This window comes from Desulfoplanes sp., assembly GCF_054921335.1.
In genome coordinates, this window is sequence record NZ_JBUDSQ010000044.1 from 1 (window position 1) to 21852 (window position 21852).

At 52.1% G+C, this 21852-nt stretch carries 16 protein-coding genes; 12 read left to right on the forward strand and 4 right to left on the reverse strand.

The genetic code is table 11. The annotated features are described in order from the left end of the window. Nucleotides 1-244 precede the first annotated feature (244 nt). On the reverse strand, nucleotides 245-2182 hold the full coding sequence (locus tag ACY692_RS09910; RefSeq protein WP_462325201.1) for a hybrid sensor histidine kinase/response regulator: 1938 nt from the start codon (nucleotides 2180-2182) through the stop codon (nucleotides 245-247). A gap of 200 nt (nucleotides 2183-2382) precedes the next feature. Beyond that, on the reverse strand, nucleotides 2383-2643 hold the full coding sequence (locus ACY692_RS09915) for a hypothetical protein (RefSeq protein ID WP_462325202.1): 261 nt from the start codon (nucleotides 2641-2643) through the stop codon (nucleotides 2383-2385). A gap of 648 nt (nucleotides 2644-3291) precedes the next feature. Between ACY692_RS09915 and ACY692_RS09920 the strand changes: the two genes are divergently transcribed. After that, the gene (locus ACY692_RS09920) at nucleotides 3292-5544 is read left to right on the forward strand and encodes an MEDS domain-containing protein (protein WP_462325203.1); all 2253 of its coding nucleotides are present in this window, start codon (nucleotides 3292-3294) and stop codon (nucleotides 5542-5544) included. 144 nt (nucleotides 5545-5688) lie between these two features. On the opposite strand, the gene ACY692_RS09925 is transcribed toward ACY692_RS09920, so the two are convergent. Further along, nucleotides 5689-6768, reverse strand: coding sequence for a nucleoside hydrolase (locus ACY692_RS09925; RefSeq protein WP_462325204.1), 1080 nt, complete (start codon nucleotides 6766-6768; stop codon nucleotides 5689-5691). Between the two features lie 720 nt (nucleotides 6769-7488). On the opposite strand from ACY692_RS09925, the gene ACY692_RS09930 reads away from it, so the two are divergent. Both ACY692_RS09930 and ACY692_RS09935 read left to right on the forward strand, forming a co-directional pair. Further along, complete coding sequence (locus ACY692_RS09930) at nucleotides 7489-8337, forward strand: glycine betaine ABC transporter substrate-binding protein (RefSeq protein WP_462325205.1); 849 nt, start codon at nucleotides 7489-7491, stop codon at nucleotides 8335-8337. Between the two features lie 277 nt (nucleotides 8338-8614). After that, a complete protein-coding gene (locus tag ACY692_RS09935; RefSeq protein WP_462325206.1) occupies nucleotides 8615-8767 on the forward strand; it encodes a hypothetical protein in 153 nt (50 codons plus the stop codon). 205 nt (nucleotides 8768-8972) lie between these two features. Here ACY692_RS09935 and ACY692_RS09940 read toward each other — a convergent pair whose 3' ends face one another. After that, a complete protein-coding gene (locus ACY692_RS09940) occupies nucleotides 8973-10157 on the reverse strand; it encodes a TsoY family (seleno)protein (RefSeq protein ID WP_462325207.1) in 1185 nt (394 codons plus the stop codon). Nucleotides 10158-10574: 417 nt separating this feature from the next. Between ACY692_RS09940 and ACY692_RS09945 the strand changes: the two genes are divergently transcribed. The 9 genes from ACY692_RS09945 (at nucleotide 10575) to ACY692_RS09985 (ending at nucleotide 21436) form a co-directional block, all read left to right on the forward strand. After that, nucleotides 10575-11771, forward strand: coding sequence for a hypothetical protein (locus ACY692_RS09945; protein ID WP_462325208.1), 1197 nt, complete (start codon nucleotides 10575-10577; stop codon nucleotides 11769-11771). Nucleotides 11772-12242: 471 nt separating this feature from the next. Beyond that, nucleotides 12243-13334, forward strand: coding sequence for a hypothetical protein (locus ACY692_RS09950; RefSeq protein WP_462325209.1), 1092 nt, complete (start codon nucleotides 12243-12245; stop codon nucleotides 13332-13334). A 508-nt stretch (nucleotides 13335-13842) separates the two neighbouring features. Then, on the forward strand, nucleotides 13843-14283 hold the full coding sequence (locus ACY692_RS09955) for a YqaA family protein (RefSeq protein WP_462325210.1): 441 nt from the start codon (nucleotides 13843-13845) through the stop codon (nucleotides 14281-14283). Between the two features lie 314 nt (nucleotides 14284-14597). Further along, nucleotides 14598-15551 (forward strand): ABC transporter permease, encoded by a 954-nt coding sequence (locus ACY692_RS09960; protein WP_462325211.1) that lies wholly within the window; start codon nucleotides 14598-14600, stop codon nucleotides 15549-15551. Continuing rightward, nucleotides 15551-16387, forward strand: coding sequence for an ABC transporter permease (locus tag ACY692_RS09965; RefSeq protein WP_462325212.1), 837 nt, complete (start codon nucleotides 15551-15553; stop codon nucleotides 16385-16387). Before ACY692_RS09960 ends, ACY692_RS09965 begins: the two co-directional genes overlap by 1 nt. Nucleotides 16388-16444: 57 nt before the next feature. After that, nucleotides 16445-17410: an ABC transporter ATP-binding protein gene (locus tag ACY692_RS09970; protein ID WP_462325213.1), complete on the forward strand. Its 966-nt coding sequence runs from the start codon at nucleotides 16445-16447 to the stop codon at nucleotides 17408-17410. A 45-nt stretch (nucleotides 17411-17455) separates the two neighbouring features. Then, nucleotides 17456-18382: an ATP-binding cassette domain-containing protein gene (locus ACY692_RS09975; protein WP_462325214.1), complete on the forward strand. Its 927-nt coding sequence runs from the start codon at nucleotides 17456-17458 to the stop codon at nucleotides 18380-18382. A gap of 255 nt (nucleotides 18383-18637) precedes the next feature. After that, nucleotides 18638-20275 (forward strand): ABC transporter substrate-binding protein, encoded by a 1638-nt coding sequence (locus ACY692_RS09980; RefSeq protein WP_462325215.1) that lies wholly within the window; start codon nucleotides 18638-18640, stop codon nucleotides 20273-20275. Nucleotides 20276-20521: 246 nt separating this feature from the next. After that, a complete protein-coding gene (locus ACY692_RS09985; RefSeq protein WP_462325216.1) occupies nucleotides 20522-21436 on the forward strand; it encodes a DUF169 domain-containing protein in 915 nt (304 codons plus the stop codon). Nucleotides 21437-21852 lie beyond the last annotated feature (416 nt).

The window sequence follows — 21852 nt, forward strand, 5'->3', positions numbered from 1 at the left end:
AATCCTTTAAGCTGAAACGTATGTATCTGAAGCTTTAAACCGTACGGTGTACTAGTCGACGCAGACCATGTGGACCGTCACACGCAAAGAAGCCGGCAGGATGTCTACCGGCTTCTTTGCGTGTGGTTTGGGAATGGCGGCACAAAGGAATACTGCCTTTTTTACGTTATGGTGCGCCCGTCAATGGACACCCCGCCCGAGAGGTCAAAGCGGCTTCCAGTCGATATGTTCGGTCATTGAAATGTCACCCATCCTTCGAGGCGTCGAGATCCTTGCGGATCCGCAGGGCAAGCGTTCCCGGAAGAACAGGCTTTACCAGCAACGCGCCGATTCCGAGTTCCTGCGTCTTTTGCTCGGCGATCTGTTTGCTGAATCCGGTACTCAATATAACCGGGATACCGGGCTTGATCCGAAGAATCTTCTGTGCGAGTTGGTCACCGCACATTTTCGGCATGGTCAGGTCCGTCAAAACCAGATCAAAGGCATCGGGATCCCTTTTGAACGTCTCTAGAGCGTCCCACCCGTTCGTTCTGGTGGAGACCGCATACCCGAGGTCTTCGAGAACATTCGCGTACATTTTGAGGAGTCCCGGCTCATCGTCAACGACCAAAATATGTTCATCACCCCCCCGAACCGATGCATGGCGTTCGGGGGCCGTCTCTTGGTTTTCCTCTACTGCTACAGGGAAAAACAGGGTGAACGTCGAGCCCTCCCCAACAGTCGAATGAACAGCGATATCCCCGCCGGTGTCCCTGACGATCCCAAGAACCACGGCCAAACCAAGCCCGGTCCCCTCACCCACGTCCTTGGTCGTAAAATAGGGATCAAAAATTTCATCAAGGATCCCAGGTTCTATGCCGCACCCAGTATCGCTTATTTCGATAGCCAGATAGCGCCCAGGTTTCAGATCGGCATAGCGGCGGGAAAAAACCGGCTCAAGCTCTCTGTGACCGATGCTCACACTCAACACGCCCCCGGAGGGCTCCATAGAATACGCCGCGTTGGTGCACAGGTTCATGATTACCTGATGGATATGGGTAGGATTCGACATGATCATGTCGACCTTCGGGGGAATATCCTCCTTGAGAGTGATGCTTGTCGGCAGTGTGGAGCGCAAAAGCTTGAGGCTTTCCTTGACCACCGGGACGATCATCAGGGGGGATTTGCTGGTTTCACCCTTACGGCTGAAGGTCAGGATCTGACGAACAAGGTCCGTGGCCCGGATTCCGGCCTGATAAATCTCCTTGAGATGCCTACTGACTGCAGAAGTTTCCGGGACCTGCCGGGAAGCAAGCTGGGCAAAACCGATAATACAGGAAAGAATATTGTTGAAATCGTGGGCGATGCCACCTGCCAAGGTGCCCAGAGACTCCATTTTCTGGGCCTGTTGCAGTTGGGTACGTAGCTTTTCTTTTTCGGTTTCCTCCTGCTTGCGGTGCGTACTATCACGCCCAACCCAGATTGCCTCCGCCAACCTCCCGGTGCCGTCAAAAACGGCTGTAGCCGACCAAGAGAGCCACCGCCAACCGTCCTTTGTCATAAAATAATTTTCGACCGTGGTGGTATAGGGTGGACGAAAAAGGCTCTCCAACGCATCTTCAATACCCCCACGATTCTCTTCGTGGACAAGCGGCATAAATTTATTTTCCAACAATTCTTCAGATTTTTTCCCAAACATCTCGCAATACGAAGGACTCATAAATAAAAAACGTCCATTGATATCGACTTTAACAACCAATTCCTTCTGGTTTGCTATAATCAAACGGTAGTTTTCTACGCTTTGCTTCAATTCTTCTTCGGCTTTTATACGTTTACTAATATCATAAGCTGTTTCTATAGCACCGATAACTTTACCACTATCGTCTTTGAGTGGAACAGCCTTTGATAACCAGGATCCCTGTGTGGTAGGCCAATTGTTCTGATTCTGCGGTGTCAATTCGGCCTCATGACTCATGCCTGTCTTGATTGACTGTAAAACAGGACAACCTGCGCATCGACTATCAAGATTCCATATTGAATAACATTTATTTCCTTTTATCTCATCCATTGTTTTTCCTGCAGCAATCAGATACGCTTTATTCGCCCATACAATATTGCTATTCGTATCATGAACGGAAATAATAACAGGAATAGAATCTATTATATCTTTTTTTCTAAAAGCATCCATCAATGTATCTGTCATAAAAACAACCTATTTTTATATTATTGATTTATTACGATGACAATAACAATAACAATAACACAAATATAATTCAATAGATATTTCAAAAAAAATACGGAGAATATGGCGATTCGATGTAAAAACTAGTCATAAATGCAATCATTCCGGATAGATTCGTAGGGGCGGTTCACGATTCGCCCGTTTTTTTGGGCCGCAGGAGGCTAAAAAACAATGGGTCGGTCAAGGGTCTTGCCGGACCGGCTTTTCCTGAGACTTTCCAGGATGTGCCTCTGCCCGGTCCGATCGATGGAAGAAAGGAGGACATACGGATTGTTGCCGTGGAGTATGGGCACGGCGGACCAGGAAAGGTTCAGGGGTTTGGGACGGCCTTTCTGGGTGACCTCCAAAGAGATTTCGCGGTCCTTGAAAGGACGGTTCGAACGGATTGCCCCCTCGATCACCTTGATCAATAGAATATACACTGCACTAGAACAGATCCACTTCTGATGGCAAGTACCGGCTCCCCAAAAACCTCTCTGCCGACGATCAACGATCTTCCCTCTTTGATCGGATCTGGAGCAGAGAACACACGCGCCCCCGGATTATCCCCGGCCGGAAAAGACACGGAACCCATAAAAATCCTGATTGAAATATTTTTGGATCCATGCAAATATATATGATAGGTAATGCCAGAATATATTGGCTCCCACATTTTCTACCCCGACAAGGGATAGAAACGACAGGTAAAACAGCCGTACAGACTGTCCCACGGAGCCGGTAGCCAGGCGTTTCCAACGGCCACCGACCATGGGCTGGAAAAGTGTTACGATATTCAGCCCATGAAGCCTCGACCATGCATTGCTCCTCACGGGAACGCCGGGCGTCTGCTCGGCAATGCGTCGACGAATCCGCAGGGAATAGGGGCACATACTATAACCGAACACAATGACGATATACCCATTAGGCATTTCCCAAAAGGCCGGGCAGACGCTCGCCGTTCCCAGAAAAAGAGACACCCTCATGGCGAATTATCGTCCCGAATAGTTACAAAAAAATTTCATAACCAGCTGCCGCGATCCATCCCAAGCGAACGCCCACCCTCCAGCACAATGTTCCACAAGGGGTCCTGCATGTCCGCAAACGACACCATGCCCACCCAACAAAATCTCGAAACAATGGTCCGGCGCAAGCATGTCATGCTTTTGTACGATTCCATGGACCACTATCGACGACTGGCTTCACGGTATATTTCCGACGGCCTTGAAAAAAACGACCGGTGTATCATGGCCACGGATCAGTACTCACCCGATCAGATCCGGACAGACTTTGACAAGCTCGGGGTGGACATGGACCGGTCCATCGCCAAGGGGCAGCTCATCCTTTTGAGCGTCAAGGATTCCTACTCCCAGACCAAAGAATTCGATCCCGACGAGACCTTGAAAATCTGGCAAAATCTGACCGACAAGGCCTGTGAGGAAGGGTACGACCGGTTGCGGGTTATCGGCGAGGCAACCTTCGCCCTGGCCAAACCAGGGTTGTACAAAAAACTCATCCATTACGAAAATATTATCAACAAAGAACTCTTCCCGCATTATCCACATATTTCAACGTGCATCTACGCCAAGGACCTCTATCCCCCCGAGGTCATCAAGGCGGCGATCCAGGCCCACCCCATGCTCGTGTACAATGACCGGATCTACACGACAAACATCTACTATATCCCGCCGGAAATCTATTTCCGCAAACGGGCAAAAGAAAGAGAGGTCGACCGGTGGCTCGACAACATGGCCGCCAACAACTCCACGGCCCAGGCACTCGTCCAGAGCGAAGAAAAACTCCGGACCATCTTCAACAATGCCAATGACGGGTTCTACATCCACCACATCGGGCCCAACAATCTCCCGGGCACCTTCATCGCGGTCAACGACCAGGCGGTCAACATAACCGGGTATACGCGCGAAGAACTGCTGCAAATGTCCCCACTGGATTTTGCCGACAGAGAGCAATCCCACATGCAAAACACCATGCAAGAACTCCTCACCAAGGGACACGCAACCTTCGAGTCACAGCACCGGACCAAAAGCGGCTCCAGTTTTCCGGTCGAGGTCAGTTCCCATATGTTTTCGCTCAGGGGATTGCGGACCGTGTTCTCCGCTGTCAGGGACATCACGTTACGCAAACAGACCGAGGAACACGAGCGGGAGCTGCAGGAACAAATGCGCCAACTCCAACGGAGCGAGGTGCTGGGGACCATGACCGGCGGGGTTGCCCATGATTTCAACAACATCCTGACCATCATCATGGGATATACAGAGCTCGCCCAGAGCAAACTCGAGGGAAACAGCCCGGCACACAACAACCTTGAGCAGGTCCAAAAGGGGGCCATGAGGGCCAGGGACATAATCAAACAACTCCTGACCTTTGCCAGAAAGAAAAACAATGCGTTGGAAGACCTCGATATCCGGCCGGTGGTCAAGGAAGGGCTGAAGATGCTCCGTTCGACCATTCCAAAGGGAATCGATTTCAGTGTGGCCGTACCCCGGGAAAATGACTTCCCCAGGGTACGGGCTGACGCGACCCAGATACACCAGGTACTGGTCAACCTGTGTACCAATGCCGCCCATGCCATGGGGAGCGGGACCGGAACCCTCGGCCTCAAGCTGGAGACGCTACCCCTCAAAGCCCCCGTCCCCATCGCCCCGGAACTCCTTCCAGGAAACTATGTACGCATGAGTATTTCGGACACAGGAGAGGGCATTGCGCCGGAAAACATGCACCGGATCTTTGCCCCCTATTTTACGACCAAAGATTCCCACAAAGGTACCGGACTGGGGCTCTCTGTAGTCCAGGGAATCGTCAAGTCACATAATGGAGCGATACGTTGCACAAGTGAGTCAGGTCATGGGACCACGTTCGAGGTCTACCTGCCCGTTGCAGCAGAAATCGATCGTCACCCCCGAACCGCTGGATCAGCGAGCAGTCTTCCAATCCCTACCGGAAACGCGACGGTCCTCTTTGTGGACGACGAAGAGGACCTGGTCTCTCTGGGCCGCCAGCGTCTTACCAGGCTGGGATATCGGGTCCAGGTGGCAACCGATCCTCGCGGGGCGCTAGAAATGTTCACTGCGGATCCTGAAAAATTCGATATGGTCATCACAGACATGACTATGCCCGGAATGGATGGTTTGGCCCTGGCCCAGAGGATAAAGGAGACCAATCCACAAACCCCGGTTATACTCTGCAGCGGTTTCAGCGATACCCTTTCCGGAAAATCGACCAAGGATCTGGGGGTCGATCTCTATCTGGACAAACCCATAGAACTTTCCACACTGGCCTGCGCCATCCGCGATCTCCTCAAAAATCCACCAGAGGTACATCGATGAGCACGGCTAGACTCTTTTGCCCCGCTTCCTGCTATTGATCCAACCTCCCGTTGGCCTCCACCCCAGACCCAGAAGGCCGGCAGATCGTATTCCGATCTGCCGGCCTTCTGGCTATCAATAGCGGGGTTCGTATGGTGCGCAAACTCAGCGGTTCAAAACATCCGCAAAGTTCTGCCGGAACAGATATGCGGAAACCCCTTGAACAACATTGATTTTCCGGCTGCCGTCCTTGACCGTGAGAATACGCCCGCACTGGTTGTCCCTGGGGTCCTCCCCGAGGGAAACATCGAGAAATCCCCTGGTCATCTGATAGGTGTCCAGTCCACCGGCCATGACCATGGTGGCGAGGGGATCGAAAATGGGGACCGGGATTCCTTCGTCATGGGTACCGGTCTTGTGCTTGAAAATATTTTTGACGAGCCCGGCAAGGGGATCATTGGCCGTGATGGTATCGATATAATCGGGATTGAGCATGACGTAGTTGCAGGCGTCCAGGGGGACGAGGGTCACGGGAATGCGTGAATCGAAAACCATTTTTGCCGCCAAGGGATCGACAAAGATGTTCCACTCGGCATAATGGTTGGTGCTGTACAAAGGACCCTGATCCCAATCCGGGGAGGCGTTGTTCAGGGCGGCCACATTGCCGTCCACAAAGACCGAACCGGCCATAGCATAGATACCTTCAATATTCTCGACCTTCGTCCTTGGATAGAGCTGGAGCATCTTGGCCACATTGGTGAAGCCGCCAAGGGAGAGTATAGTGATCTTTTCCCGGGCCGCATCCAGGGTCTCGGCCAGGAACTGCCAGGCCGGCCGGGGGTCCACCGCAATTTCTGTCTTGGGATTGAGACTACCGAGAAGCCCCATGATATCGTTCATGTCATCACGGAACGGCTGGGGAAATCTATGCGCAAACCGCAGGGGCGTACTGGTCCCCTTGCATACCGGCACACCGGCCCTGCCCCCCAGCTCCATGAGTGTCTTGGCGATGATCGTCCCCCAGCGCAGATTGGTCTCACCGCAGCCGGTAACACTCACCCCGATGATCTCGACATTCGGGTTCTTGAGCAGATAGAGGATGGACAGGGTATCGTCCCACCCCATATCCCCGTCGACGATGACCTTGCGGACATTTTTTTTCGATCCGGCAAAACTGCCCGAGAAAGGGGTAACCGAGAAAAAAAGTATGACAAAGATCGCGATGATGACCTTTGATCGGTCCATGACTGCCTCCTGATAATATTGGGGATGAAAAAACCGTTACCAACGCCGAGGATGTATATACATTCTGCAGCATATTCTCCACATCTGCAATCCCTAGGCAGTTGTTCCAGCCTCTCAACGGACTGCCTTCGTTTCTTGACGGCCCCCCGTATCTTTACAAGGACCGGACCAGACAGGTCCACGCCAAGGTCCCATCAAGAGGATGCCCAATGGGATAGAACACGAAATTGCATGCAATAGCAAATTATACATAGATTATTACAGTAACAACATCATAACAAGACAAAAAAAATACAGCATAAACAAAAATTTTATGGATTTGACAAAAAATAAACATCGATTATTGTCGCTCGCTTCCAAACATTTGCACGCGCTATCACCATATCGAAGGGCATGGATCACGGACCAGGCATTGTTTTCACGGCATGATAAAAAGTTTTTATACCACATCCATGAATAGTCATGCGGGATAAGATTGTGGTCTTTAACATGCGTGGATAAGGTGCGTGACCGTCAAGAGCATCTGTGACTCTTGTCCGGACGGATGGTCGGCAACCGTGCCCGTGAAATTCCCCTTTCCGACAGGGCGGTCGTTCGCTGTGCCGGATGGGGGAAGGGTGCACGGCAAATGGCCATCTTTACGGTCCGTCTTCCCGATAGCGCCCCCGGCATAGCCAATCCCGGGGGTTGTACACACATTTATCACCATGGAGAGAATTGATGTTCAAACGACTTCTCATTCTAGCGATCCTTCTGGCCGGCTCCACACTGGGAACACTCCCCTGTGGGGCCCAGCAATCGGCTATAAAACTGGTCACCCCTCCCTACGCATGTGCGCTGACAACAACCAACGTTGCCAAGGCAATGCTCGACAAAATGGGATACAAGACCGAGATTATCGAGCTGGGCGTAGCCACTATGTGGAAATCATTGGAAACAGGTGATTCCGATGTGTCGGTCTCCATGTGGCTTCCGACCACGCATGGTCAATACTATGAAGAGGTCAAGGATGGGGTGGAAAATTACGGCCCCAATACCCTGGGCGCCCGTCTGGGCTGGGTCGTTCCGGCCTACGTACCGCTGGAATCCATCACGGAGCTCAATGCGAACAAAGAAAAATTCGATAATAAAATAATAGGAATCGGCCCGAGTTCCGGCCTGATGCTCGCCTCGGAGAAAGCAGTGGACGCCTACGACATCGACATGGAACTCGTCCAGAGCAGTGGGGCCGCCATGACAGCGGTTCTGGGCAACAAGATCAGACAAAACGCATGGGTCGTCGTGACAGGGTGGTCCCCCCATTGGAAATTCGGTCGCTGGGATCTCAAATATCTCGAGGACCCCAAGGGTGTCCTTGGTGACGAAGAAGAGATCGTGACCATTGCCCGCAACGGGTTTGCAAAGGACTATCCCCGGGCTGCAGCCGCACTGGACCGCCTGTCCTGGGACATCGACACGATGCAGACGGTCATGGCCTGGAATCAGGAAGAAGGCGCCGACCCATACGAAAACGCCAACCGCTTCTTCAAGGAACATCCTGAAATCCTGAAGGAATGGATAGGCAACTAGTTCCCTCCACGAGAAAAAACGCTTTTTTTGCGTGGCATCCATGGCCACGGAACCAAACCGGGGTGTGCCCCCCCCATCTTGATCCCAACCCGACCAACATGGTCAGGGAATTCCGTGCCGGCCATGTGCTACACCCGCCAGACAAAGCAAAAAAATCCCGGCATATGCCGGGATTTTTTTTCGCTAAGCAGGATATTTTCAAGCAAAAAAGCTGACTATCCGAATACACATACAATGAACGGACAAGGATCAAGCAGCTATGCACAGGAGGATCGTTTTGGATACAGCTCGAGCGTCGGTCATCGTCGCGGCATGCATATTCGTCATGCAACTCACTGCAACCCATGCGTTTTCCATGGAGTTGGTCTCCAAGAACAGGCAGATATCCAATGCACGCATTCTCGACTGGCTGGATGGTATTATGGAGTAGACGGGGGGTAAAAAAAGGGGCACCGGTTTGCTCTACTCCATGGATGTCCTCATCGTCCCGAATTCTTCGCCATAACACGCTCCCATAGCGTAAATGTATAAAAAAGGCGGGGCAACTTTACAAGATTTTTGGGGATAAAACACCGTTGCGATTTTATGCATGAGCGGCCCGGGTCCATTGAATGCCGGTCATTGCTGCGCCCCTCCTACGCTCCTTTGAAATGCTTGCGGTTCAACACGAACACCAGCAAGGCTGTGGCGAACTGGATCGCAAGGGCCAGGGACGTGATCGCCCAATATTCCGGGGAGAACTTATCGATCAGCCCGGAGTCGACCACCCCACGGTTGAGCCAGAAATGGACCATCACAGCCAGGGCAACGCCCGGGCAAACAAGGGCATAGGATCCCGGAGAGGCCTCGCGGCCGGTGATGAACCGGGAAAAATACCCCAGACGGCTGAGAACCAGTCCGGTCAGCAGGGCAAAGAGGATTTGCGCCGAAAGATATTGCGAAAGCATCATCAACCGTTCGACTCCCCCGCTGGCGAGACCAAAATGAGCATTCAGGCCGTGGTTTTGGCGCAGCGAGAGGATGCTTACAATGGTCAACACCGGAATGAACACCGAAAGGGTCGGCGCGGTCTCCACATTCGCCCCGTTTTCGGCCAGCGACCGGATACCGAGAACCAGTGCGATGGCCGCGATCAAGGCGGCAGCGACCAGGAAAAAGGTCGAGAGTACCAACCCGGTGCCGGCTACGACCGGACTGGCCGACAATCCAGCCGGGGCCGCCAGCCCTACCCCGATCATGGCCAGGGCAAAGGCCGGCAGTGCCTGGGCAAAGGAATTGTTGCTCGCGCAGCTAAAGCCCCCCACACTCATCACCCGGCCCATGAACGTCCCAAACATACGGAAGGCCAACACCCCGATAGCCAGAAAGACGACTATGGCCACGGGAAAAAGGTATTCCACCACGCTCCACAACCCGGGCACAAAGACCATACCGAGAACGAAAAAGACGTTGACACTCATGGCCAGAGCCAGGGGCATGGCCAGCACCTGGGTCTGCGCATTGGAGGAAGCCATCTGTTCATAGGCGGATGTGCGCTGGAATCGGTTGAATCGCACCAGGTTCCAGACCAGATATTTGAGATTGAGAAAGGCGTACACGGCGATCCCCGCCAGTGCCAAAATGATCATAAGCCTGAGGCAACTCTCCCCGGCGGCAAAGGAGGCCGTGATGTCCTCGAACACGGGAACGGGATGGCCGGGATGTTTCGTCCAATGCATGAGCCACATAAAAAACGTGACCACCAGACCTCCCGCGCCCAGGGAAGTCAAAAAATACAGCGGCGAATAGGTATCGGCCGGCCTGCCGGAAGATGCGCTCATACTATTCCTCCTTGAAGGTTAGCAGACCTTGGGTCTGCGTCAGTCTTTGCCTACGCGTAACTATTCAGGTCAAAATTTAGCAGGAAGACGCCCGCTCTCTCCACCAAATCCGCGCACATTGTCCCAACATCGCCCTGCAATACCCCCGGAAAGGTGATGTGCACAAGCGATAGGGGGCTGAAAATTCGTATCTGGAAAGATAGCGTTCGAGTTTGAAATCCGCGATTTGCATGGTCTTTTCCCGGGGTATGTTTGGCCATCAAGGATAGAGGCCTCTACCTGTTCCTGCTCTCTCGTGTCCCTGCTTGACAATGGCCTGCAGGATCTTACAAAAATCACTTCATGGCAAGCGCGGCCCAGAGGCGAACAACCAATCAAACCCTTTGAACTCAATTCAGAGTGAGCGAAGAAGGATATGTGAACACATTCAAAGAAAACTCACTGGCAAGGCTCGATGTACGGCTCACCTGGCATGACGGCCAAACATCCCACGAAGAAAATGTTGTGGCCCGCAGGGTCAATGCATGGCGGGACTTCTTTCCTCCCGGCCTGCGCGAGGACCTTGAGGGCAAACGCGTCGGCGAAACAGCAGTCAGCCAGTGTCCGGCAGGCAGTTCGGTTCCGCCGTTCGACCAGACAAAGATCAAAAAACTTCCAGTTTCATCCTTCAACCGAAAACGCGTACCCTCGCCGTGTGTGGGGCGATTCTATCCCCTGGGCCTGCTCCCGTCTCTCACGGGAGTCTATCCCCAGACGACCACCCCGTTTCGTCTTCTCCACATGGACGACCGATCCATTCTGGTGGACCGCAATCATCCGCTGGCACGCTTTCCCGTCCGCTGGGAAGCGACCATCACCCACCTGGAAGAGACAAGGGGGGACAGGGGCGGCCAGGCAACCCACTGGGGCGAGGCCGTATGCAATTGGGGCCCGGGCATGCAGGCTCCCATGGAGGATGGAACCACCAGCTCCATAGCCGGGGGATTCTTTGATCGCAATGACCCCTCCGACGATAGAGACTTTTATGCCGCCCCCCGGTTTGTGCCCCATGTGGATGCAACGGCCAGCCGGAATCTGCAGTCCATCCACGCCAGGTATCTGAAACCGGGGTCACGCGTACTCGATCTCATGTCCAGCGTGCATTCCCACCTGCCGTTGGACAAAGGACTCGAGGTCACCGGGCTGGGATTGAATGAGCGTGAAATGAGCCACAACCCAGCCCTCGCCCGCCACATGGTGCATGACCTCAATGCGCGTCCCGAGCTCCCGGACGACATGGGATCCTTTCAGGCCGCCGTCTGCAATCTGTCCATGGAATACCTGACCGACCCGGTCACGGTTCTGGCCAGTGTCCGCCAAAGCCTCGGCAAGGACGGCATCCTTCTCGTGGGTCTTTCGGACAGATGGTTTCCCACCAAGACCGTGTCCGGCTGGACCGATCTTCACGAATTCGAACGTCCGGCCTTTGTTCTCGACCTGGCCCGCCAGGCCGGTTTCTCGGGCGATGCAGGGACCATCAGCGTACGCAATGACTGGAGGCCCAGAGAGGACATCCATTACCTGGCCACCCGAGGGGTGAGCGATCCCGTTCATGTCATCTGGGTTCGCCCCTGAGATGTGCCTGGCCGATCAATGACGCCGGGAGCAGATCCGAATGGATGTAGTGATAACGATGTTCCGGCCTCCCCCAAACCATATTCCCCTGGGAGAACGGGCCGCACGCCCCTTCTCCCAGGCCCCCGCTCTGTACCTTGCACCCCCCTTGCTGTAAAAACAAAAAATCCCGATACGTGCCGGGACCATCTGGTGGGCAATAGGTCTGATATCTTGGCGAATAAATGCTCAAAGGGTTGTGTAAGAGAGCTTCGACCTGTCCCTTTGCATTCCCATTAATGGGGTTTACTGGACCGGAATATCCTGACGTGATTAGCGGCAATCGTAATCATAAACGAAGTCCACCAGTATTGCATAAAAGCATAACTACCCGGGCTTGCTTTTCAAAAAACGATGAGGAAAGATAAGGGACAAACCAAACGATGCCCCTGTCTTCCACAAACCATCACCCTTTCCCACCCCACAGAATCCATGCGCCTCGACATCCCCTTTATTCCCGATCCAGTCTATCTGGACCTGCTTCTGGAAAACCAACAGCGTATCCACTCGCTGCACTTCGCCCTGCCCGGGATACCCGCCTACGACGCTCGGACCTTCAGGGCCGCCAACAATGATCCGGCCATAATGATCGAGGGATTGAACGCCTTTCCCCAGCAGAAAAAACACATTCTGCTCAACGGGCGATTCCAGCATCCGGTCCGTTATTTCAAGGGGGAGGAGCTCACAGCCCTGATCAACGCCCTTGGATTTTGGGTGGACAATGCCGGGGTGGACGGGATCATCCTTGCCGACATGTATCTTCTAACCACCCTCTCCAGGGAGGCTCCGAGCCTTGCCCAGACCCTGCAGGCCATCCCCAGCGTCAACTGCATGATCGACACCGCGGACAAGGGGATGAGTTTCCTGGAACTCATAGGATCAACCCGGTTCCGGATGCCTGAAATGCTCATCCTCGACAGATCCCTGAACCGCAACCCCGCGGCTCTGAACCAGACCGTCCGAGCCCTGAACAACTACGCCCCACAAACCAGCATGGCCCTGCTGGCCAATGAAGGGTGTCTGTACCAATGCCCGTTCAAACAGACCCACAACAGCCAAACGTCTCTGGCAAATACCGGGTTGGTCCGGGAAAACATATACACCCTCAGCCGAGAACGCGGTTGCATCCCCTATTTTGTGGGACATCCCCAGGCCATCTTGAAATCTCCGTTCATCCGTCCCGAAGACCAGGACAGCTACGCATCGTCAGCGGACATCATCAAGGTCTGCGGCCGGAACATGGGACCGGAATTTCTCATCCGCACCGTATCCGCCTATTTGGACAAATCCTTTGACGGCAACCTGCTCGCCCTGCTGGACGCCACCGACTGGATGGCCGAGCACTATCATTTGCCCAACAAAGATTTCCCCGACACCTTTCTCGAAACCGTGACCACCTGCTCCAAAAACTGCGCAACCTGCCGGTACTGTCATGACCTGTTTGCATCCATCAGCCACTCCACTCTGGGAACAATAGGGCCGCTGAACACCCCCAAACACGTTGGAGAACATGGGCCTGACTAAAGAGCTCCGGAAGTCTTTTGTTTAAACCAGAGCCATTTTGAAACACGAAGTTTTCAAAATGGATTGTGGATGTACTTTCAAGGCAACCAAACCGTAGGAGCACCCCTTGCGGGTGCCCAATCCAGACAACGTTCCAGATGTGGGTCCACTCGCCAAAGGGGCACCCGCAAGGGGTGCCCCTACGGAGCGTCGCTTGGATCAGAGGTTCGATAAAAACCCAACATTCCAAAATGCTTTTAGTTTAACCCCAGTCACAAAAATACCCGTTACAAATGCAGAGTGCTAGAAACTATTTTTGCAGCCCCTCCCGAAGGGCTGCAAAACGGACGATTTTTACATCGCCTCTACGAAATTTTTGGCAGTGTTGTTATGGATATTTTTGCATGGACGTTTAACAGCGTACCCGCGCGACAGCTCATGCGCTCGCCAACCGACAGGTCCGGATACAGGAGGATTGTCAGGATATTGAAGACTACGGATCCCACAGCAGGTTGGGCCTGAGATGATCATGGAAACCATCACGGCCAACGGGTATGTCTCTCTTTTCTTACTCAGCTTTCTGGCCGCAACCCTCATCCCGCTGGGCTCGGAATGGCTGCTGGCAACCCTTGTGGTCCAGGGGCTCGATCCGACACTCCTTCTGGCCTCGGCAACAGCGGGCAACGTGCTCGGAGCCTGCACCACCTATGCAATCGGCGTTGCGGGCGGTACCTGGTGCATGGAAAAACTCCTGCGCATGGACGAAACATCCAGAAAACGGGCCGAACGCATCTACGCCAGATACGGTTCCTTCTCCCTCCTCTTTTCCTGGGTCCCCATTATAGGCGATCCCCTCTGCCTGGTGGGTGGCCTGTTCAAGATCGGATTTGTAAAATTTGCAGCCCTGGTCCTTGCCGGCAAACTGACAAGATACGGCCTGGTGATTCTTGGGGTGCAGCAATGTATCTGATATCTGACCTCGCCACATATGCAGCGAACCGGTCGCACTGGCATCCAATCGCTTTATTCTGGGCTGGACCCATTGCGTCACCCTTGTGACATCCACCACCATGCTATCCTCGACGTTTACCACCACCAACCTTCGTATCCTCTTCAATCCTTCTCTTCCCTGCCGCCACCTTTCTACGGCATCCCATCCCCATCAATAGTTTTTATCGATAACTCAATCAGTTTATTGCCAATAAAATTGATTTGTTATCCCCTGCGGGCCATGCTAAATCTAGTTGCTTCAAATTATCCAAGGTTAATTAAAACGGATTCATTTTGGGCACATACATTGTAAAACGCGTGACTCATTCGTTGCCATTGATTGTAATGGTCATCGTCTTCTCCTTTTTCGTCATACACATCATGCCGGGCGATCCGGTCAGAACCCTGCTCGGGGACCGGGCACCTGCTGAACAAGTAGCCGCAATGACGAAGAACCTGGGCCTTGACCAGCCGCTGGGTATACAATTCACTGTTTGGCTGAACAATCTCCTCCATTGTGATTTCGGAACATCCATCTCCCAGGGAAAACCCGCGTTTGCACTCATCGTACAACGCGTGGAGCCCACATTTCTTCTGGGGATTCTCGGAACCCTCATCAGTGTTGTGATGGGTATCCCACTGGGCATCCTTTCCGTTCGGCACCACGGAAAAATGGCTGAAAACCTTCTCGCCCTGCCGGCCCTTGTTTCCATTTCCGTCCCTGCTTTCTGGACCGCAATCCTCATGATCCAACTTCTCGCGGTCAAAATCCACCTCTTTCCCGTTGCGGGCTACCATACCATTGCCAGGTATGGCCCCGTGAAGGCGCTATACGATCTCCTGCTTCCCGCGCTGATTCTGGGCATCATGTATTGCGGCCAGATTACCCGTATGACCAAGGTCGCAACCCTTGAGATAATGCGTCAGGATTACCTGCGAACGGCTCGCGCAGCCGGCATCAGCGAACGAAAGGTCATCTATTATTACGCGCTGAAAAACGCTCTCCCCTCAATCATCGTGGTTATCGGCTACAGTTTTGCCAGTATGCTTGCCGGGGCCGTTGTCATCGAACAGATATTCAATATCCCCGGCCTGGGAAATCTTATCATCACCTCGATACTCAACAGAGATTATCCAGTTATCCAGGGAACTCTCATATTCATCACCGTCATTTTCATCATGGTAAACATGTTTACTGACATTCTGTGCACATACGTCAATCCCAAAATCAAACATGACATCGAATAATGCATACCCTTCGTGAAATACGGGAACAAACAAACGCGTATATCCTTACGGGAATCGCGTTCATCGCCATCGTGTTCATGTTCAGCACCATCGGTTCCCTCGTCTCTGGCTTTGATCCCCTGCTTACAGCGCCGGCCATACGGTTGACGGCTCCGGGCAGTGTTCACTGGATGGGGACCGACGATGTGGGCCGGGATGTTTTTACGCGAGTCATTTACGGCATCAACATGTCCCTGATCATCGGTTTTGCCGTAACCCTTGCAAGCGGGATTGCGGGTACCATTGCGGGTGTCTGTGCCGCGTACTCCCCCGTCACCTCAAAAGTGATCATGCGCGTTGTCGACAGCATCATGGCCTTCCCCACGATCATCCTCGCCATCGTGCTTGCCGGAATTCTGGGGGCAGGCATGAGAAATATCATCATTGCCCTGTCCATCTCGTATTTTCCCATGATCGCCCGGGTAGTACGCAATGCAACGGCTGAAGTTCTTGCGACCGAATATGTCGAGTCAGCCGTGGTGCTCGGCAAATCAAATACCTACATCATCTTCCGCTATATACTTCCGAATATCGCCTCGCCGCTGATCGTCCAGCTCACCTACACCTTTGCCATGGCCATTTTGAATGAATCCATCCTGAGTTTCCTCGGGGTCGGAATACAAATCCCGACGCCGAGTCTGGGTGGAATGGTCAGCGACGGCCGGAACTATATCAGTACCGCTCCCTGGATCATCACGTTCCCGGGCCTGGTGATTTCATGGATAGTCCTGTCCCTGGATCTTCTGGGCGACGGGCTGAGAGAAATGCTGGACCCCAAGGCCAGACGCACCCGCTAATGTTCGAAAAAAAACGCGGCAATCCCCCGGAGTGCATGCAAGGGAAGAGAGAGTAAGATGCAGGACCTTTTGCGAATAGAGAACCTGTCCGTGACGGCAGCAGACAAAAAATGCACCCATGAAATTGTCAGAGACGTTTCCCTCGCGGTCCGCAGCGGCGGAACCATGGGGATTATCGGGGAATCAGGGTGTGGAAAAAGCATTACCGCAATGAGCATCCTGGACCTGAACGAACCTAACATACATATCGATAAGGGACACATATACTGGGACAATATCTGCCTGAATGAGCTTCCGGAAAGCAGGTTGCGAAAACTGTGCGGGAATGGAATCGGCATGATCTTTCAGGAACCCATGACGTCTCTCAACCCGGTTTTCACCATTGAACAGCAACTTACCGCACCCATCAGATTGCATCTCGACATGAACAAAACAGACATGCATGGGCGCTGTATCAGGCTCCTGCAGGACGTGGGCATCAAAGATCCTGAAACAACACTCGCATCATATCCCCACGAACTTTCGGGCGGTATGTGCCAAAGAGTCGTCATTGCCATGGCAATCTCCTGTGACCCCCAACTTCTCATCGCTGACGAGCCCACAACGGCCCTTGATGTGACCATACAGGCACAGATTCTGGAGATCCTCAAAAAACTGATCCGCACAAACCACATGGCCCTTCTCATCATTTCTCATGATATGGGCGTCATTGCTTCCATATCCGAAAACATAACAGTTATGTACGGTGGAGAAATTGTCGAGCAGGACACGAGAGACGGCATCCTGGAACACGCTTCCCATCCCTACACGGAAAAACTGATCAACGCGGCTGAAGAACTCTATGACGGTGCCGACACACTGACCCTTGTCAGGGGCAGTGTCCCCCGGCCGGGCGAAAATATCATGGGGTGCAAATTTGCCCCGCGATGTACTATCTCTACACCCAGATGCCTTGCAGAACGCCCTCCCATGGGACGAAAGAAACATGGCAAAGGAACAGTCAGGTGTTGGAACTGCATGTAATTTTAAAAATATCAAGCGAAAATCATACGGAATGAACAATACGCTATGACCGAACAGCATACGCATACAAAGCCCCCCCCTTTACTCGAAATAAAAAACATCTCGAAGCATTTTGTTTCGAAAAAGTCTGTCATCAAAGCGGTAGACCGTGTTTCCTTCAAGATACAGCGCGGTGAAACCTATTCCATTGTGGGTGAATCCGGGTGCGGCAAAACAACAACAGCCCGAATGATCATCCGGCTGCTGGATATCGACAAGGGGCAAATCCTTTTCCAGGGCAAGCCCATCAGCGAGCTGACAAAACGGGAACTCCGCAAAAAACGACACGCTATCCAGATTGTCTTTCAGAATCCATACGGGTCCCTGAATCCACGAATGAAAATCAGCGCACTTCTGGCAGAGGCTATTTCAATCAGGACCGAAAAACCTTCCAATGTGCGGGCGGAAGCAGAGATATTGCTGAAGAGCGTGGGCCTTGGGAAAGAGAATCTGGATAAACACCCCCATGAATTTTCAGGCGGACAGCGGCAAAGGATCTGTATTGCCAGAGCCATTGCCACACATCCCAAGCTGATCATCTGTGACGAGCCGGTCTCGGCACTGGATCTGCTCGTCCAGGCCCAGATTCTGTGTCTTTTGAAAAACCTTCAGCAGGAGTATGGTTTTTCGTACCTGTTCATCTCGCATGATCTGTCGGTTGTCCGCTATATGAGCGACAGAATCGGCGTGATGTGCAACGGCAGGATTGTGGAGGAGGGCACGCAGGAGGAAATATTTGAAAATCCGCAGCACAGCTATACCAAACTGTTATTTGCATCATCCCTCACCCTTAAGAATGCAAAATCGTTTGCAGGAACAAACATTCAAAATGATCCTGAGTCCGGGTTCCATCAGCATGTTCTTCATGATGCAAAAAAACACTCGGACACCAATACAATACCAAGACAAACACATTTGGTGTTTTCAGATTAAACCAAAACCAGTTCGAAATATTGAGTTCCTTCGAATCTTTACTTTGGACGACGGTAAGTAGGGGCGCCCCTTGCGGGTGCCCTTTAGGCGAGGAACTCCATCTCTGAGACATCGCCTAGATTGGGCGCCCCTTGCGGGTGCCCCTACAATTCGATTCTTTTGAAAGGAGACCAAAATCCGTTTCAAAAACTTCGTATTTCTAACGAGTTTTTTAGTAGCCCGCTTACTCATATCTCATGATAACAAGGAGGATACATGAAACAACGAACATCCACACTGCTGCTGATTCTACTCTTTGCAGCCTCCATTATTGCCGGTTGCTCGAGCAATTCAGAACAGCCCCAAGAATCAAAGACGGCAGCAGAGCAAGCTCCTGCAGTTACCTGCGGACCACATGCCGGTGGAGAAATTACAATCGCCCTGCAAAAAGCCCCGGACAATCTTGATACGGATTTTGGTACACAGTGGGAAGCCACGCAGGTCATGAATCACGTGTATGAAGGACTCTTTGAAACGGACGGAAACGGTCAGCCCCAGCCGTATCTTGCCGAATCCTGCACGCTGTCCGATGATTCGAAAATATATGATATCAAACTCAGAAAAAACGTAAAATTTTCAGACGGCCACGAAATGAACGCTGAGGACGTAAAAGCCTCTATTGACCGCTGGCTGCGCATGAATCAGGCAGGCCACATTGTCAAAGATAAAGTCAAAAGCGTCGATATCATAAACGATCATGAAATCAGGATTACCTTGAACCAAGTCTATGCGCCCATTCTCAGCATCATGGCTTCCCAGGTATCAGGCCAAAGGATGTATGTGCGGGAAAAAAACATTCTCGACACATTCGGGGACAACATCATTACTGAATATGTCGGAACCGGCCCGTACACTATTGGAGAGTACATCCCCGGCCAAGAGGCGCTCCTGGCAAAAAATGTCAACTATACACCTGCCAAAGGAAAACTTTCCGGCCTTACCGGCGAGAGAATTCCCTATCTCGACACAATCACCATGGTCTTTGTTCCGGAAGAAAGCGTGCGCGTGGCCGGGCTTCAAAGCGGCCAGTACGATTTCATAGACGAGATTTCCACAGACCAGCACACCCCACTCACCGATTATCCGGGAATCAAGCCGGTCATTTGTAATGACGGTACCATCAGCGTTATCGCCCTCAATTGCGCAAAACCGCCCTTTGACGACAAACGCATGCGACAGGCTGTAGCCTGCGTCATCGATGATGAAGAACTGGCCCAGGCACAGGTCGGCGACAAAAAATTCTGGAGCGTTGAAGACGGAAGCTGGTTCAAAAAAGGCAATATCTGGCATGATCCTGACGCCGGCAAAGACATCTACAATGTCCACGATACGGCCAGGGCCAAAAAACTGGTACGGGAATCCGGGTATACGGGGGAAACAGTGAGCATCGTCGGCGACAAATCAGACAGGTACGAAAGTAACGCGGCCCTTGTTCTGCAAAACAAGCTTAAAGCCATTGGAGTCAAAGTCTCCGTTGACCTCTATGACGAGGCAACCGCCTATGATTACCAGAGAAGCGGCAAATGGAATATCCGGATCAGCAGGTGGAGCGACATGACCCCCGACCCCCAGAACTTCCAGCCCTGGACAGGTACCAACGGGTGGATCACCGGCTGGGACGACACGGCATCCCGCGAAATGGACGCAATATTCGAGAGAATGGCTGTGGCGACCGATCGGAAGGCACGCTATGAAATCGTCAAGGAATTTTACGAAAAATTCTGGGAAGAAATCCCGTATATCAAGAGTTTCAACGATGTCCGTCTCTACGGCATGAACGAACGGCTACAAGGCTTTAAGGCCTATGGTCAGCCCTTTTTTTGGAATGTGTGGATAGACGATTCAGCCAAGTAACAATAAAGTTTCTTCTGCAGTGCGGCATCCTACTGTCACGTTATGAAGGCGGATGCTCCTGCAAAAAGTTGGATAAAAGGTTCAAAACCAAAACCATATTTTCTTGACATCATTATTTTGCGTAAACTTTTCTGGTTAAACCTGCCTGAAAAAATCTATCTTTTGCAGGCACATCAATACAATACTGCTTGTTCTATTATATAATTCAGAAGAACGACAAAAATCATCACATCCGAGGTGTTATCCGTGAAGAATATAAATGTATGGAGAATGATCACTGCACTCGATCTGCAACACAAAATTGCCGGGGTCCATTTTCTCGACTTTCAGGAAGACTATGACAACTGCACAGCCAGGTCTGCCGCACAAAAGGGGCCGTATTGCTATCATGTCAGGCAGGCATTGGACGGCAAGCATTTCAAAGTCGATAAAGATCTCGTAACCTGCGACTATGCCCGTCCAGCCCTCGGCCTGGAGAAGCCGGATATTTCCATGCGCGAAGGCAGAAGCTTTGACTATTGCGGACTTGCTGAATCTCGGACGATCGGGAAAAGCATTGCTGATGCAATGATGTACATTGACCAGGATATTTGCGGCGTCGAACTCGGACCTCTTGAAGAAATGGAGCACGCCGATCTGGTTATCATGGTGGATTACGCGCATACAATCATGCGAATAATGCAGGCATACACCTACAAATACGGCCCGCCGCAACATCTCAGCTTTTACGCCAACCAGGCCATGTGTTCCGACATGACATCAAAGGTGTTTCATACAAACGATATCAATCTATCACTTATGTGCAACGGTACACGGCGCTACGGTAAATATGACAAAGGCGAGCTTGCTGTTGCCCTGCCGATCAATATGTTCGATCCCCTTGCCGATGGAGTCATTGCAACCCTCAATGCTGTTCAATCCGGCCCGGAAAAAAAGAGAATTGCGGAAAGGCTGAAGCATACCGACAAACCGGAGTGTAGAGCACACTCGTCTGCCGCCAGGGTGGCCACAACCAATGACGCGCCGGATCATACGGGTACATCGGGCACAAAAAATAGCCTGGGTCTCGAGATCAATACCCATTACAACTACGGCAAGGGGCTCCTGGAATACGACAACCACGTTCTGGACCTCCGTAAAAAAGGGGAGAGCAGATTGTAATACCATTTCCACTTTGTTCTGAGTCCATGGAATGTCAGGGTAGAAGCGGCTTCCAGCCGCTTTTCTTCGGTTAGAACTCAGTAAAAACGGTATAACCGACCATCACCCTTCTGTGAGAGGAAAGCTCTACACCGCTACACGGTACGGGAAAGGCATTTTCAAAAAAAAATGAGATTTCGACATGTCCCTACGTACTTCCTTTCTCATGCTCCTACAAAAAGTCGAAAACCGAGGTTCAAGCTCAAAACCATATTTTTAACAACCTGATTTTACTTAAACTTTCAATTTAAACCCCAACCCTGCCTGCAAAAATTTCTTTTTTGCAGGCACATCCTTTTTCAGCTGACAAGCCCCTTCCCCCGTTCTCACACCGACTTCAATCGCTTCATGGAATATACACCTTGTGCCCCGGCAAG